General features: G+C 38.3%; 9 protein-coding genes. 8 read left to right on the forward strand and 1 reads right to left on the reverse strand.

Going from position 1 to position 15,004, the window contains the following annotated elements:
• Positions 1–141 precede the first annotated feature (141 nt).
• Positions 142–723 carry a redoxin domain-containing protein gene (locus I5435_RS09050; protein ID WP_337983630.1) on the forward strand — a complete coding sequence of 194 codons (582 nt, stop codon included), beginning with the start codon at positions 142–144 and terminating at the stop codon, positions 721–723.
• 206 nt (positions 724–929) lie between these two features.
• Here I5435_RS09050 and I5435_RS09055 read toward each other — a convergent pair whose 3' ends face one another.
• Positions 930–1,919 carry a hypothetical protein gene (locus I5435_RS09055; RefSeq protein WP_337983631.1) on the reverse strand — a complete coding sequence of 330 codons (990 nt, stop codon included), beginning with the start codon at positions 1,917–1,919 and terminating at the stop codon, positions 930–932.
• A 524-nt stretch (positions 1,920–2,443) separates the two neighbouring features.
• Here I5435_RS09055 and I5435_RS09060 point away from each other — a divergent pair.
• The 7 genes from I5435_RS09060 (at position 2,444) to rarD (ending at position 14,982) form a co-directional block, all read left to right on the forward strand.
• On the forward strand, positions 2,444–2,953 hold the full coding sequence (locus tag I5435_RS09060; RefSeq protein ID WP_337983632.1) for a phage tail protein: 510 nt from the start codon (positions 2,444–2,446) through the stop codon (positions 2,951–2,953).
• Between the two features lie 13 nt (positions 2,954–2,966).
• On the forward strand, positions 2,967–3,467 hold the full coding sequence (locus I5435_RS09065; protein WP_337983633.1) for a phage tail protein: 501 nt from the start codon (positions 2,967–2,969) through the stop codon (positions 3,465–3,467).
• A 22-nt stretch (positions 3,468–3,489) separates the two neighbouring features.
• Positions 3,490–4,014, forward strand: a complete 525-nt coding sequence (locus tag I5435_RS09070) for a phage tail protein (protein ID WP_337983634.1) — start codon at positions 3,490–3,492, stop codon at positions 4,012–4,014.
• Between the two features lie 47 nt (positions 4,015–4,061).
• The gene (locus tag I5435_RS09075; protein WP_337983635.1) at positions 4,062–8,999 is read left to right on the forward strand and encodes an S-layer homology domain-containing protein; all 4,938 of its coding nucleotides are present in this window, start codon (positions 4,062–4,064) and stop codon (positions 8,997–8,999) included.
• 378 nt (positions 9,000–9,377) lie between these two features.
• Positions 9,378–13,094, forward strand: coding sequence for a S8 family serine peptidase (locus I5435_RS09080; RefSeq protein ID WP_337983636.1), 3,717 nt, complete (start codon positions 9,378–9,380; stop codon positions 13,092–13,094).
• 285 nt (positions 13,095–13,379) lie between these two features.
• Positions 13,380–13,913 carry a hypothetical protein gene (locus tag I5435_RS09085; RefSeq protein WP_227665458.1) on the forward strand — a complete coding sequence of 178 codons (534 nt, stop codon included), beginning with the start codon at positions 13,380–13,382 and terminating at the stop codon, positions 13,911–13,913.
• Positions 13,914–14,076: 163 nt separating this feature from the next.
• A complete protein-coding gene (gene rarD / locus I5435_RS09090; protein ID WP_025219268.1) occupies positions 14,077–14,982 on the forward strand; it encodes an EamA family transporter RarD in 906 nt (301 codons plus the stop codon).
• Positions 14,983–15,004 lie beyond the last annotated feature (22 nt).

Below are 15,004 nucleotides of genomic sequence, written 5' to 3' on the forward strand. Positions count from 1 at the left end.
CGTTTGTCATTGAGACTAAATAGAAAGCGAAAACTCCAATATCGTATTTGTTGTTGAGACAAATCACGATAGGAGTTTTCGCTTTGTGTCATTATATGTAGCCATCTATTATCCTTATTTACATTGGAGGTATTACTTTTTGTGGTTAAAAATATGATTTCCATCATAATTATTATCACTTTAATAATCATTGTTGCTATTAATGTGAAAAAGCCGATCGATGAAAAAGAAACAATGAAAACAGAAGAAACAGCGCAAACTGAAACCAGTGCTCCGCATGCAACAGAGGATACGCAAAATCAAGTAGAGTATAGAGCACCCGATTTTGAGTTGCAAACGTTAAAAGGTGAAACAGTCCACTTATCCGATTATGTAGGTAAAAAGGTATTTTTAAATTTTTGGGCAACGTGGTGTCCACCGTGTCAAGAAGAAGTGCCACATATGCAAAAGATTTACGAAGAATATCAAAATCAAGGGGTAGAAATTTTAGCAGTGAACGTAACAAATAAAGATAAGGGAAAAGAAGTGGTTGCTCAATTTGTGAAGGAACATGGTTTAACTTTTGACATTATGTTAGATGAAGAAGGGTTTGTAGGAAGTAAATATCAAGTTATTACGCTGCCAACGACTTATATAATTGATACAAAAGGAAACACGGTAAATATCATTGAAGGGCCAATGAATGAGGCATTAATGAAAGAATTGATTAATACGACTAAATAATTACATTTGACGAAGAGCATGTGCTTAATATTCTGCGCTACTTATAACGAGTAGCGTATTTTTATTTAAATACAGCACAATAATTGCGCTGCTATCAGTTTTTTAGACAGATGGACATCAGATAGCAGCGCATCGGCTTATTTCGTTACATTGGCATTTAAGTGTTTACAACTGTGCGTTATGATCCGATCGCATGATGGAAATCGTTAAACGTGATAGGCACGAGCGACGTAGTAGGCCAATGAGCCACTTTTTGAATTACAACGAATGCTTAATTTAATACCATCTTTTTCGGTTTCCCAAAACTGTTTATTATTTTGAGCCGTTAATTCAGCAGCTTCTTGTGCATTTTTATCAAAGGCACAAAAACAGTTATTGTCAGTATACAAGGAGCTTAAAGGACATTCTACTCCAAAAGTAAATTGAGTGTCTGTATGTCCATACTTCATTGTAAAGCCATATTGTGTGCCATATAAAGCGCTGTCTAGTTTTTGACTGCCAATAAATCCTGCTGTAACAAACTTACGATCTGGGAATATTACCGCATTGTTAATTGTTTCTGTGAGATATGTGGGTTTTCCATGCACATTAAAATCGTTAGCAAATACAAGTGGTTTGTCCAATTCATTAATTAATAGTATAAGTGCATTTGCGGGCTTCTCCATAAAATAAATAAGTGGAATAATAATGGCAATAATCACAAGACAAACGACAGCAATAACTACTGCTACGGTAGTAGATGTAAGGGCTGCAAGAGCAATGTAAGCTTCAATGATTTCTCCTCCGCCTGCAATCGCTAGTGCTGCTGTAGTGGATTCTACGCCAATGCCTAATATACCAGTGACAATCATTTGTGCGGCTACATGTTCTATTTGATCATTCTCCATGCCCTTTAATCGTTGAAGACCATCAAGCAAAGCTTGAATTCGGTATTTAATATCATCACCTGTTGCATTAATTAGGTTTTCATATTCTTCTTGTGTTAACGCAATGGGGGACTTAGGATTCCTACTGTCTGATATATTGGTTGCCTTTATAGCTGTTGCTAATGCTTTTTTTCTTTCTTCAATAAAAGAATTATGCAAACTAATTATTTGTTCTTGAGAAGTAGCTTGATTTAACAAGGTAGCATATTCAGGGAATAATGATTGAAATCCCTGCTTTAGCTTGACATCAATATTATCTGCATCGTACATCGTCTTGTAAAACCTCCTTTAGAAGTGGGATGAGGATAAATGAATCTCACTGTAGTATGTATGGCATTTCAAATGTTATACAAAGATAATAGGTTTTACAAAAATTACAAGTTATACAACCTGAAGTTGTTCTCATAGCATTTTCATTATGTATAGGTCATAGATCATCTATTTTTTAATGTTAATTTTCTAACTATTAACATTTGTCAGTATTAGGTAGTTTCTTTTTTTAGTATTTTTAATTTGAATGTATTTATATGAGAGAAAATTAGTATCTTGCAATGGCATGCTGTCAACCTTAGCAGGCTTGCATTGTCGTTTATATATGTACATTTTTAATTTTGCCATGAAGGAGTGATAAATCACCACTACATAATAGGCTAATCGATATGGTTGAATTTAAAATGTTAATTATAGGTATATTATATTATTTTATGTAAATATTCTAAAATTTTAACCAAATTAATCTATTTTACAGTAATGTAATGTTTGAAGTTAAAAAATTTTAAAGGATGGTGTTTTAGATGGAACCATATGTCGGAGAAATTCGAATGTTTGCAGGTAACTATGCTCCACAAGGATGGAGCTTGTGCAATGGCCAGCTCTTACCTATTGCAGAAAATGAATTGCTCTTTTCTTTAATTGGTACAACTTATGGAGGAGATGGACAATCGAATTTTGCGTTGCCAAATTTTCAAAGTAGAGTCGTTGTTCACCAAGGGCAAAACCCAATAACGGGGACTAATTATACTATAGGACAAATGGGGGGGACGGAATCTGTCACTTTAAGTACATCACAACTTCCAGCTCATACGCACCTAGTAAAAGCTTCTTCTCTTACTGGTACAACACCTAGTCCAGAAAATGCTGTTTGGGCGAAAAACATACAATATTCGACACAACCACCAAATAGCACAATGAAGGCAACAAGCATTTCAAGTGTTGGCGGAAATGCGCCTCATGACAATGTAATGCCCTTTTTAACCATTAGTTATATCATCGCTCTTTACGGTATGTACCCATCATTTAATTAGGAGGAATGAAAAGATGAGTGAAGCATTTGTAGGAGAAATCAAATTATTTAGCTTTGCAGGCGTACCAAATGGATGGGCATACTGTAATGGGCAATTATTACAAATTAATACAAATCAAGCCTTGTACTCCTTATTGGGCACAACTTATGGAGGTGATGGCATTCGAACATTTGCCTTACCTGATTTAAGAGGAAGGGTTCCAGTTCATGTAGGTAATGGTGTGACAAGAGGACAAAAAGCTGGACAAGAAACACATATGTTAACCTTGAATGAAATGCCGACGCATAACCATGCTGTCACGGCTAGTTCGGAAAATGCTTCATTGAAAACGCCTACTGGTAATGTATGGGGCACATCCACTGATAATGTCTATTCAGTTAATCAGCCAAATACGAATATGAATGCACAAGCTTTATCATCATCTGGCAATTCACAGCCGCATCAAAATATGCAGCCATACAGTGTGGCGAATTATTGCATAGCTTTAGTTGGCATTTATCCACCAAGAAATTAAAGAAAAAGGAAGTGAAGAAATCATGTCAGAAGCCTACACGGGAGAAATTAGGATATTTGGTGGTAATTTTGCGCCACAAAATTGGGCATTTTGTAATGGTCAGTTACTAAGCATAGCTTCGAATAGTGCGTTATTTGCCATCTTAGGTACTGTTTATGGAGGAGATGGAAAGACAACCTTTGCTTTACCCAATTTAAATGGGAGGGCGGCGATTCATCAAGGAACAGGTGCAGGATTAACGCCAAGAAATATCGGAACAACTGGAGGTTCTGCTACCGTTACATTACTAACAACAGAAATGCCTAGTCATCATCATCTGGCCGCTTGTAACAATGTACCAACAGCAAGTAATGAGCCAACGGGAGCGATTTGGACCGAACAGCAAGGTAGGGGCTCACTCCCTGCTTATTCAGTTTCAGGAAATACAACCATGAATGCGATGACGATCGATCAAGCAGGTGGAAGTCAACCACATAATAATATGCAACCGTATTTAGGGTTGAATTTCATTATTTGTTTATTTGGAGAGTTTCCTTCTAGAAACTAGGAATGATTTTGGCGAAGGGTGTGAATCAACTAAAAAGGAGAACCAAAATGGGAAAAAAGATTTTTATAATGATGCTATGTTTGCTGTTGATTACGTTTAGCCAATTAACTGGGATCAGTTTTTTGTCACCTGTTCAAGTAGAGGCGGCTAGTTGTGATACACCGAATTTTCCTAAGTGTACACAAGATTTAACACAACCTACATGGCTAGCTGATACGAATAATGGCTTTGTAGTAAGTCGTACTGGTGATGATGGTTTTGATTTACTAAAGTATAGTGATGGGACACAGTATCCTGCTGGGTATTATATCGATGCAGATGAACATTCGCTACCAAAATCAATTCGAATTTCCGCTGGCGAAAACTTTGCGGGCGGTGTCTTTAATTTAAAATCATTAAAGATTAATACGATTAATAAACATAACGCAAACGATGCGCTAAGTTTAACGATTCAAGGATATGATCAAGAAGGAAATCCAAAAGGAAGTCCCGTAACCTTTAAGACCGTTGCCTTTCATGAACCGATTTATGATATTCCGGTAAATTTAGAGGGCATTCACTCATTTGTCATTACTGTCAGTGTACAGTATATAGCTACTGTACAGGCGGGGATATGGGATGTAACATTTACACACTTTACAATCGAGATTCCTAATAATCCGCCAACCGTTACCAATAGCGCAATTACACCTTCAACTATCACTGCATCAGGAGTACAGTTGGACTGGGCGAAAGCATCTGACGATTTAACAGCTCAAGGTGATTTAGAATACCGTGTCTATCAATCTAGTAGTAATAATATTGATACGGTTAGTGCCATTGAATCCAATGGAACAGCTCTAGGAAGCGGTTATGCTAAAGATATTACGTCCTATAATGTTACAGGACTTACTGCCAATACAAGCTATTATTTCAATGTTATTGTCAAAGATGCTGATGGCTCCAAGAGTGCCTATTCGATGCAGCAGGTCACAACACTTACATTAAATAAACCACCTACATCCAATAATGGAACGGTAAATGTTAATGAAGGTCAAGTGTATACATTTAATTCTACTTCTTTTGCTTTTTCTGATGAAGATGCTGGCGACACGTTAAAACAGATTCAAATCTCTGCAATCCCAACTAGTGGCCAACTTTTCCTTGATAGCAATCTGAATGGGCAGTTCGATGCTGCCGAAGCCATTCCAAATGGTATGACAGTTAGTAAAGTTGACTTAGATGCAGGTAAGTTAAAATACATTACCGACAATGGTACTGCTTCAACGTTTGCATTTAAGGTAAGCGATGGTATGAATGATAGCGGTGTCTATACGATGAACCTTATTGTCAATGCACGCCCTAACGTGACCATTTCATCAAATAAGACTAGCCCAACTAATAGCAATCCAATTCTTATAACGACAGTATTCAGTGAGTCAGTAACAGGCTTTACGGTGGATGATATAGCTGTTACAAATGGAAATGCTATATCTCTATCAGGAAGCGGTACCACATATACGGCACAAATATCACCGATTGCAGATGGAGCTGTGAAAATTAAAATTCCTGAAAAAGTTGTTGCGAATAGTAGTGGTGCATTCAATAAAGCTTCAAATGAATTGCAAATAATCTATGATGCTACACCACCTACCAATATTGCGCTTAGTAATACGACTGTACAAGAAAAGGCGCCCATTGGTACAACAGTTGGGACACTGACAGCAACAGATTCAGGAAGTTCACCAACATTCAGCTATACATTACAGTCAGGGGATACAAGCTTCTTTACGATTGTTGGAAATGTATTGAAGACAAATGCGTTATTTGCCTACGATACGAAAAATAGTTATAAGATTACGATAAGCGTAACAGATGAGGCTGGCAATACGTTTGATAAGGAGTTTATAATCCAAGTTACTAAAAATCATGCACCTACAGGCACAATGACTATTCATAATGGACTAGCATCTACAAGTACTCCTAACGTTACCTTAACAATGACGGCAACGGATACAGAAGGAGAAGCGATAGAAATGCGCTTTTCGAATGATGGGATTACGTGGTCCGGTTGGGAGCCAAACATATCAACAAAAAGTTGGACATTATCAAGCGGGGATGGTAATAAAACGGTTTATATGCAACTAAAGGATACGGCTGGTAATCTATCGAATGTATTTTCAGATACGATTGTGCTCGATACAATGCCTCCAGTTATAACAGGTGTTGCAAATAGTGGGGTTTACAACACCGACGTAACGATAAGTTTTAATGAAGGAACTGCTACCTTGAATGGAGCTTCCTTCACAAGTGGCACTATTGTAAAGTCAACTGGAAATTATACTTTGGTTGTAACAGATAGCGCAGGAAACTCGACTACCGTTACTTTTGCGATTGATAAAGTTGTGCCACAAGCAGTAGAGGTGATCATTAAATCGACTAATCTAAATCCGACAAAGGCGAAGGTAGGCGATACCATCACTTTAGTAATGAAAACAGATAAGACGATCCAAACACCATCTGTTACCATTGCCGGAAAACCAGCTACTGTAAGTGGCGCTTCAACGAACTGGCAGGCGACTTATGTGATAGCGCATGGTGATTTAGAGGGCATAGCACCTTTTACCATCAATTTCAAAGATGTGCTAGGTAATGCAGCCATAGAGGTAACAGACGTAACGGATGGCAGCTTTGTTACAGTTGATGGCATAAAGCCAACTGTAAAGAAGGGTACTATGGTGTCAAACAATGCTAATCCAACAGTTGCTAAGGTTAATGATAGTATTACAATCGACTTTGAGACAAGTGAGGCAATTCAATCGCCAAATGTTACGATTCTAGGACAAACAGCAAATGTAAGCGATAAAGGTGATGGGGATGCTAAAACATGGCAAGCAAGCTATACGCTTCAGTCAGTAGATGCAGAGGGACCGATTCCTTTTACAATGGATTATCAAGATTTAGCGGGGAATGATGGCTTACAAGTGACAGACGTTTCATTAGGAACAGTTGTCGTGTTTGATAAAAAGGCTCCTGAAATCACAACCTATTTCCCAGCGCATCAGGCAACGAATGTACAGCCTACAGATAATCTTGTGCTAACGTTTAATGAAAAGGTCTTGCCAGTTACGAATAAAAATATTGTAATTCGCAATGCTTCTACAAATCAAATTGTTGAAACGATTGACGTTACGCATGCCAATGTTTCAATCGCGAATCACAGCGTGACAATAAATCCTACAAAGGATTTAAATAATAACACGGCTTATAGCATTCAAATTGATGCAGGAGCATTTATTGATTTGGCTGGTAATGTGTATGACGGCATTACGAATACTACGACTTGGCATTTTACAACGAGCGCATTGCCAACGTACACCGTTATCTATGACAGCAACGGAGCGGATGGGGGGAACGTGCCTATCGATTCGAAGCGCTATAAAACGCAGGAAACAATAACGGTGTTAAATCATGGGAATTTAAATAAAGTTGGCTTTTCATTCGTAGGTTGGAATACGAAAGCTGATGGAAAAGGCGTTACTTATAAAGCAGGGCAAACGCTTCAAATGGGGAAAGGGAACCTCGTATTGTATGCGCTATGGTCAGCAAACTATGTACCAGGAGATGGGGGATCATCAACAGCAAGTCCTGACCCCGTTGTACCAAGTAATCAAGTTATGGTGAATATAGTAGATCCGCGTAAGCCAAACGAGGTACTCTTACAAACCGTGTTAACACGTGTATTTAGTAACGGTAGTTTCCAAGATAGCGTGCATTTTACGGTGGCAAATGCAAACGAGTTTCTTCGAAAATTAGCAAATCAAGAAGATAAAAAATCTCGACTTGTCATTCCCGAGATGGCGCAACCAGCAAGTGAGACAAAGGTGATACTTGCTAAAGAGGCTGCTAAACGATTACTAGAGAGTAAATCCTATTTTGGTATTGATATGACGATGGTCAAAATAGATGTTCCCTTTACTTCTATGACAGACTTCAATGAAGATATTTACTTCCGAATCGTTCCGATTAAGGATGCCCTAAGGCAAAAAGCAATCGAAGACCGAGCGAAACAAGCGGAAATAGTGTTACAACAGAGTCATGGCGCTAATGTAAAGCTTGTTGGTCAATCAATATCGATTGACACAAATCTACAAAATCGTCCGGTAACAGTGCTACTACCATTACCAGCGAATTTAACTTCAGCTCAACGGGAACAATTGATGGTTTACGTAGAGCATAGTAATGGTTCAGCCGAAATCATCCGTGGACGTATTGTAGAATTTGCGAAAGGGCAAACAGCGATTGCTTTTGATGTGCAGCATTTTTCTACTTTTACTTTACTATATGTAGAACAAGCACAACAAGAGGAACCCGAAAAGGAACCTACAGAAGATAGCAAGTCATTTGCTTCTTATATTCAAGGCTACGCAGATGGTACATTCCGTCCGAATGCCTATGTCACACGTGCGCAAATGGCAGCAATGCTAGCAAGAAACCTAAGTAATCATAATGTACCAGAAGCATCTAATGTTTTTTATGCAGATACAGCTGCTTCGTGGGCAAAAAATGATATAGAGTATGTTCGTACCGAAGGAATTATGCAAGGTCGTCAAAATGGTTCATTTGGTCCGAACGATATGATAACGAGAGCCCAAATGGCGGTCATTGCTGTAAGATGGATTGATAAGCAATGTGCAGAAGGAACTACAGATACGCCGTATTGTGCAATAACAGCAAACGGCGAAACATACAGTGATGTGACATCTACGCATTGGGCTGCTCAGGAAATCCAACGCATAAGCGCAATGGGTATTATGGTTGGCTCAGGTAATGGTCAATTTAGACCTGAAGAGAAACTAACACGTGCACAGGCGGTAAAAGTCCTAAATCGACTTTTCGATCGTCCAGTATTGACAGATAGCACAGTACCAATCTTTAAGGATATTCCAAACAATCACTGGGCTTTCTATGAAATTCAAGCTGCTGCAACAAATGAAACAAAATAAGGACATTCCATTATCTTCTATTACGATGCTATTAGCTGGCGGTTTTTAATAATCGCCAGCTATTTTAATGTTCACTCGATTTCCCCCTCCCTACTCTCCTGATGTTCTGTAAACAACTAAACTATCTGATATAAAATTCCTATCTTTATAGGATTAATTGAATATGAATTTTATAATTCATTTATCCTTTTTAAGTTCTAATTTTTAATAAATTACTAGGTATATAGATATAACCTAACTAATTGAAAATGCTACTTTCTATCAATATTTCAAAATATTCAAATATTACGATATTCGAATTAGTTTATTTGTGATAAATTGGAAATATCACACTAAACTGAAAAGTGTGACAATTAAAGGAGGAAGGGGAAATGAGATTTGAAAAAGTTTAAGTTAACGACATTTTTAAGTAGTATTTTAGCTTTCATTATGGTGCTTTCTCTCTTGGCTCCATTATCGAGTGCTAGTGCTGAAGAATCGAAACCATTCAAGCAGGATGGTCAAAGCGAAAGTATTATTCAATTAAAGGCTGCTATCGCTGAACAGCTAAGCTTGTCTAAAGATGGTCCAACGCTCCATGAAAGCTTACAAAATGTATCAGGCAATCAAGAGGTGGCAGTTATTGTTCATTTATCTGAAATGCCTGTGGCACTAGAGCAAGGAATAAGCCAACTTAAAGGCCAAAGATTTTCTAAAGCTCAGGCAAATGAAGCTCGCTCTAATGTAAAAGCACAACAAGCACAAGTACAAAAAGAGTTAGCTGTTAAAAATGTTCAGATGACGCAAGGCTACACATTCGATACAGTTTTAAATGGCTTCGCAGCAACTGTAAAAGCAAATGATCTTCCAAAATTGCTTACAATCGAAGGCATTACATTAATCGAACCAGATGCCATTGTTTACGCATCAGAAGATGATACGATGAAATCATCGGAACTGGTTAAGGAAGATCAGGTAGAAGCGCAAATGAATACAAGTAATTCTTTCCTTGGCATTGAACAGCTTTGGAACGAAGGATTGGAAGGACAAGGCATTAAGGTAGCCGTATTAGATACGGGTATTGACGCCGATCACCCTGAATTTGCTGGAATTTATAAAGGTGGAAAAAACTTTATTCCATATTCATCAACTTACTCGAAGCCTCGTGCAGATAACGATGCATCAGAAACATTACCTTCGGAGCGTCCAGTTGGAACACCGGAGTTTAATGAAAAAGGAAGCGCATTCTATACTTCTCACGGTACACATGTTGCGGGAACAATTGCAGCAATCGGAGCTAATCAATACGGTATTAAAGGAATTGCACCAAAAGTAGACCTTTATGCTTACCGTGTTCTTGGGGCTTACGGAAGTGGTGCTACATCCGGTATTGTAAAAGCAATTGAAACGGCTGTATTAGAAAAAATGGACATTATCAATCTTTCGCTTGGCGGGGGAGCAAACTCTGAAACAGACGCTGGTTCATTTGCGATTAATAACGCAATGATAGCTGGCACAATCGGAGTCATTGCAACAGGAAACTCTGGTCCAAATCGCGGAACAATGGGTACGCCTGCAACGGCTCGTTTAGGAATTGCTGTAGGGAACACAACGAATCCTGAAACAATGTATAACGGGGAAGTCAAAGTTACCGTTGGCAATTACAACTTAACAAAACAACTTCCGTTAATGGGTACGACTTTTGGGAAAAATGTAGCAACACAGCTGCAAGGGGAATTTGATTTAGTAGCTGTCCCTGGAAACGGTGAAGTAAAAGACTATGAAGGAATCGATGTGGCGGGGAAAGTAGCCTTGATTTCTCGAGGCGGTATCGCATTCGTTGATAAAATCGCCAATGCAAAGGCAAATGGAGCAGTTGCAACAATTATTCATAACTTTGCTGGTGGAACGAATGCACCAAACATTTCAGGCACATTCCTTGGTGATTCATTTGAGTTTTTACCAACATTTGATATGTCCCAAACAGATGGTGCTGCCATTCGCGCTGCTTTAGCAAGTGGCGCAGGAAAAGTAAGCTTTAGTAAATTTGCTTCAACAAATACTACGGGCGATGAGGTAAACTCTTCTAGTTCACGTGGTCCATCTACACCAAACTTTGATATTAAACCAGATGTAAGTGCACCTGGAACAAATATTATGTCTACGATTCCAATGTATAAAAAAGATTTCCCTAATGCCAATTATGCTGAAGCATATGCTCGTAAAACAGGTACTTCTATGGCAACACCACATATCGCAGGTATTGCGGCGTTAGTTAAACAAGCAAATCCTGATTGGAATGCGTTCGATGTAAAAGTAGCGCTTTCTAATACAGCAAAAGTTTTAGATAAGACAAAATACGATGTATTTTCTCAAGGGGCAGGGCGTGTCAATGCATATGCTGCAGCTCATCCGGACATTCTTGCTTATGCACTTGATAGCGCAATTTTAGATGGAACGGGTGCAGTGGCAGAAAACTTGAAAGGTACCGTTACTTTCGGTCCACAATCACTTAAAGATAGAGATATTTCTGTCACGAAACAAGTATTAGTAAAAGATATCAAAGGGAACGGCGGTAACTATAATGTTTCAGTTGATGTAACAAAAACATTTGGTGATGCAACTGTTACAGTAGACCAGCCAACATTTAATCTAGTAGGTGAGCAAGTTTTAAATATTACGTTAACAGCTTCGCAAGCTTCCGCTCCAAACGGCTCTGAATTACTAGGTTATATTTACATCGGTAATGGAGCTACAGAAATTTCATTGCCATTTGCAGCCGATTTTGGCGCAGAGGCAACAACTGAAGTGAAAGACTTGACTATTACAGAAACGGATCTTTCCTTTAACGGAGATGGAGTGAAAGACTCGGCTGTACTATCATTCACATTAACTGGAGATGTAACAACGAACTATATTGAGCTTTGGGATATTATGAATCCAGAAGGCGGAGAATATGGAGATGGCTACATTGGCTATATACATGCAGGGACTGCACTAGGAAAAGGTTCTTATACGCTAAAAGTAGGTGGGCAATACAAACCATGGGGATCGGCACCTGCCACAACGATTCCAGATGGTGTGTATACAATTGACTTTACTGGTCTTGCAGCATCAGGCGTAGTGTCAGACTATGTTGGACCAATTTTCGTCAAATCGACTAAACCAGAAATTACTGGTTCAGTAGCGCAAGGCGTTGCTACTGGGCAGGTAACAGATAAGTATATTGATTACAATGTAACGTTAAGTGCATATGGTTTAAATTACAATTTAAATGATAAATTAAAAGCTTCCTATATTGCGACGGTAAATGGGGAAGTACAAGCGCCAGTTGCGTTTGAACTAAATCAAGACGGTAGCTTTACATTCCCAGTAACAGCAGAAACGAATGCGGTTACAGTAAAAATTAATGACGCTGCGGGGAATGTTGGGGAAGCAGTGATCTATGAAAAAGAAGTGGTAGAGCCAGTGGTGACACTTTCTGTAAATCCAACTGAGCTCAACCTAACAACTGGAGAAACAGCACAACTAACGCTAACAGAAACGTCAACACCTGCAGAAGGTGAAGCAACAGTGCAAGATGTAACGTCTAAAGCTACGTATGTTGTTGGAGATGAAAATGTTGCCACTGTAGTCAATGGCGTAGTAACGGCAGTAGGGGAAGGCACAACGACAATTACTATGTCATACGGTGCGAATGAAGTGACGATGAATGTGACAGTGAAAGCACCTAATGTAGAAACTCCAATTGTCACATTAGAAATTGACCAAGCGCAGGTAGAAACAAGAATTGGTAAAGAGGTTGCGATTAAAATTACGGAAGTTACTACTTTTGAAGGTAAAACGACAGAAAAAGATGTGACAAATCTGGCAACATACGAAGTAGCAAATGATAAAATAGCTACTGTAAAAGGAGGTGCCGTAAAAGGAAAAGGTCAAGGGAATACGACGATTACAGTAACGTATGGTGAGCATACACTAACATTTGATGTGTTGGTTGTAAAGCCAGGTAACGGTAACGGCAATGGTAACGGCAATGGAAATGGTAACGGTAACGGCAAAGGTAATGGCAAAGGTAATAACAATAATAATGAAGTTACCGAGGGTGACTTATAATTACAATCAGTTCAAACAAAAAGAGAAATTGCACTGCGCAATTTCTCTTTTTATTATGGACTGTAAAGCAACACTAAGATGGATGTCTCTAGTAAACTAACTGGTTGGGCTGGATTGCTGTGTTCCTTAAATTTAAGAAGCCTGTATTTTTTATTTTGACAAAAAAGACTTTTGTCATTATGATAAGGTAAATGAGAATGATTATCATAACGAAGGAAGCTGAAAGATGTTGAACAAGGTAATCCCATTACACGAACAATTTAGTAATGGAGTGAGATATAAGTGATGAGCAAAATGGATCAATCAGCATTAACATGGGAAAAAATGCAAGATGGTACACTAGCTGTTCAAACGACGGAAACGCTCATGGTGTTAACGCAAAGTCGCTATAAGGAATTACTTCATTTTGAAAAATTATTAAATGACATGCATCTTGATGTAGATGAGAAGCAACTTGTTTTGGAGCAAGAACAGAAAAGTTTAAAAAAACAAAACACAACGCTTGAAGCAGACATACAAAAACTAACGCAGCAAAATGCGGTGCTACAAAAAAAGCTTACCGAATATAATTGTGTAATCGATGAGCTGAAGGAACTCCGTCGACAGAATACCGACTTGCTAATTGAGCTTAGTAAATATACAGCTCTTTCAAAGGAATCGCTATCAGGCCCATTAAAATCAATGATTCGAGATATGCGAGAGCAAGGTGTAGGCATTAAAGAAATTCATATTCGTATAAAACGTCAAATTAATCCTGATATAAGTTATAGTATGGTGCGAAAATATATTTCTGAGCTAGAAAGTGAGAATAAAGCGTAACAAAACGTGTTTAAGCGATAAACAACACGTCCATAGTAATTTTGTGCATTTACAGTTGCCAATCAAAGTCCTATAATTAGTCTATTCTTTACATTATGAATGTCATCATGTGGAAATACGAGAAGTCGTAAGTGATTTAAGAAGAGTAGGAGAATTTAAGACAATGTCAAACGAGAAAAAAGGAGTATGGGCAGCGTTTTTAGCCTATGCTATTTGGGGAGCATTCCCACTTTATTGGAAACTGCTTGAGCATGTGCCGAGTATGGAAATATTATTAGGGCGTGTCATATGGTCTTTCGTCTTTACAGTATTAGTAGTGATTATTGTCGGTATGCGTAAAGATTTAATAGCTGATTTAAAATATTTATGGACGCACCAGAAGAGTTTTTGGCAACTAGCTTGTGCTTCCTTTGTTATTTCAATGAATTGGTACTTATATATTTGGGCAGTAACACATGAACATTTAATAGAGACAAGCCTTGGCTATTATATTAATCCACTATTGTCGGTTATTTTTGGTGTGGTCTTCTTTAAAGAGAGTTTGAGTCGTGCACAATGGGTTGCAACAGCAATTGCCTTTATTGCGGTCATCATATTAACGGTAAACTATGGAACAGTGCCTTGGGTGGCAATTCTTATTGCGTTATCATTTGCTATTTACGGGGTATTGAAGAAGAAAATTACCCTGGATGCAACAAGGGGACTTGCCATTGAAACGCTATTTATCCTGCCGTTTGCACTAGGATATTACGTCTATTTATTTACAACAAGCCAAGCGTCATTTTTACACGTCAATATCCAAACGGATGTACTCATGGTCGTGAGTGGGATTGTAACAGCAGTGCCCTTAATTTTATTTGCAAAAGGTGCTCAAAATATTCCGCTTTATTTATTGGGCTTTATACAATATGTGGCACCGACCATCGTGTTAATTTTGGGTGTCGTTCTGTATAAGGAACCGTTCAGTCCAGTAGAGCTGTTGGCATTCAGTATTATTTGGATAGCCTTATTATTGTTTTCTGGTTCAAAAATTTTAGAAATAAGAAAAGCACATCATAAATCTGCGTAACATAAGGTAAAAGTGTTAGATT

This window comes from Lysinibacillus sp. C5.1 (genome assembly GCF_016350185.1).
Classification (GTDB): Bacteria; Bacillota; Bacilli; order Bacillales_A; family Planococcaceae; genus Lysinibacillus; species Lysinibacillus sphaericus.

What these genes read in the sequence shown, in the direction of transcription:
- I5435_RS09055 (WP_337983631.1), bottom strand. Translation starts at nt 1,919, where the DNA reads ATGTACGATGCAGATAATATTGATGTCAAGCTAAAGCAGGGATTTCAA.
- I5435_RS09060 (WP_337983632.1), top strand. Translation starts at nt 2,444, where the DNA reads ATGGAACCATATGTCGGAGAAATTCGAATGTTTGCAGGTAACTATGCT.
- I5435_RS09065 (WP_337983633.1), top strand. Translation starts at nt 2,967, where the DNA reads ATGAGTGAAGCATTTGTAGGAGAAATCAAATTATTTAGCTTTGCAGGC.
- I5435_RS09070 (WP_337983634.1), top strand. Translation starts at nt 3,490, where the DNA reads ATGTCAGAAGCCTACACGGGAGAAATTAGGATATTTGGTGGTAATTTT.
- I5435_RS09075 (WP_337983635.1), top strand. Translation starts at nt 4,062, where the DNA reads ATGGGAAAAAAGATTTTTATAATGATGCTATGTTTGCTGTTGATTACG.
- I5435_RS09085 (WP_227665458.1), top strand. Translation starts at nt 13,380, where the DNA reads ATGAGCAAAATGGATCAATCAGCATTAACATGGGAAAAAATGCAAGAT.
- rarD (WP_025219268.1), top strand. Translation starts at nt 14,077, where the DNA reads ATGTCAAACGAGAAAAAAGGAGTATGGGCAGCGTTTTTAGCCTATGCT.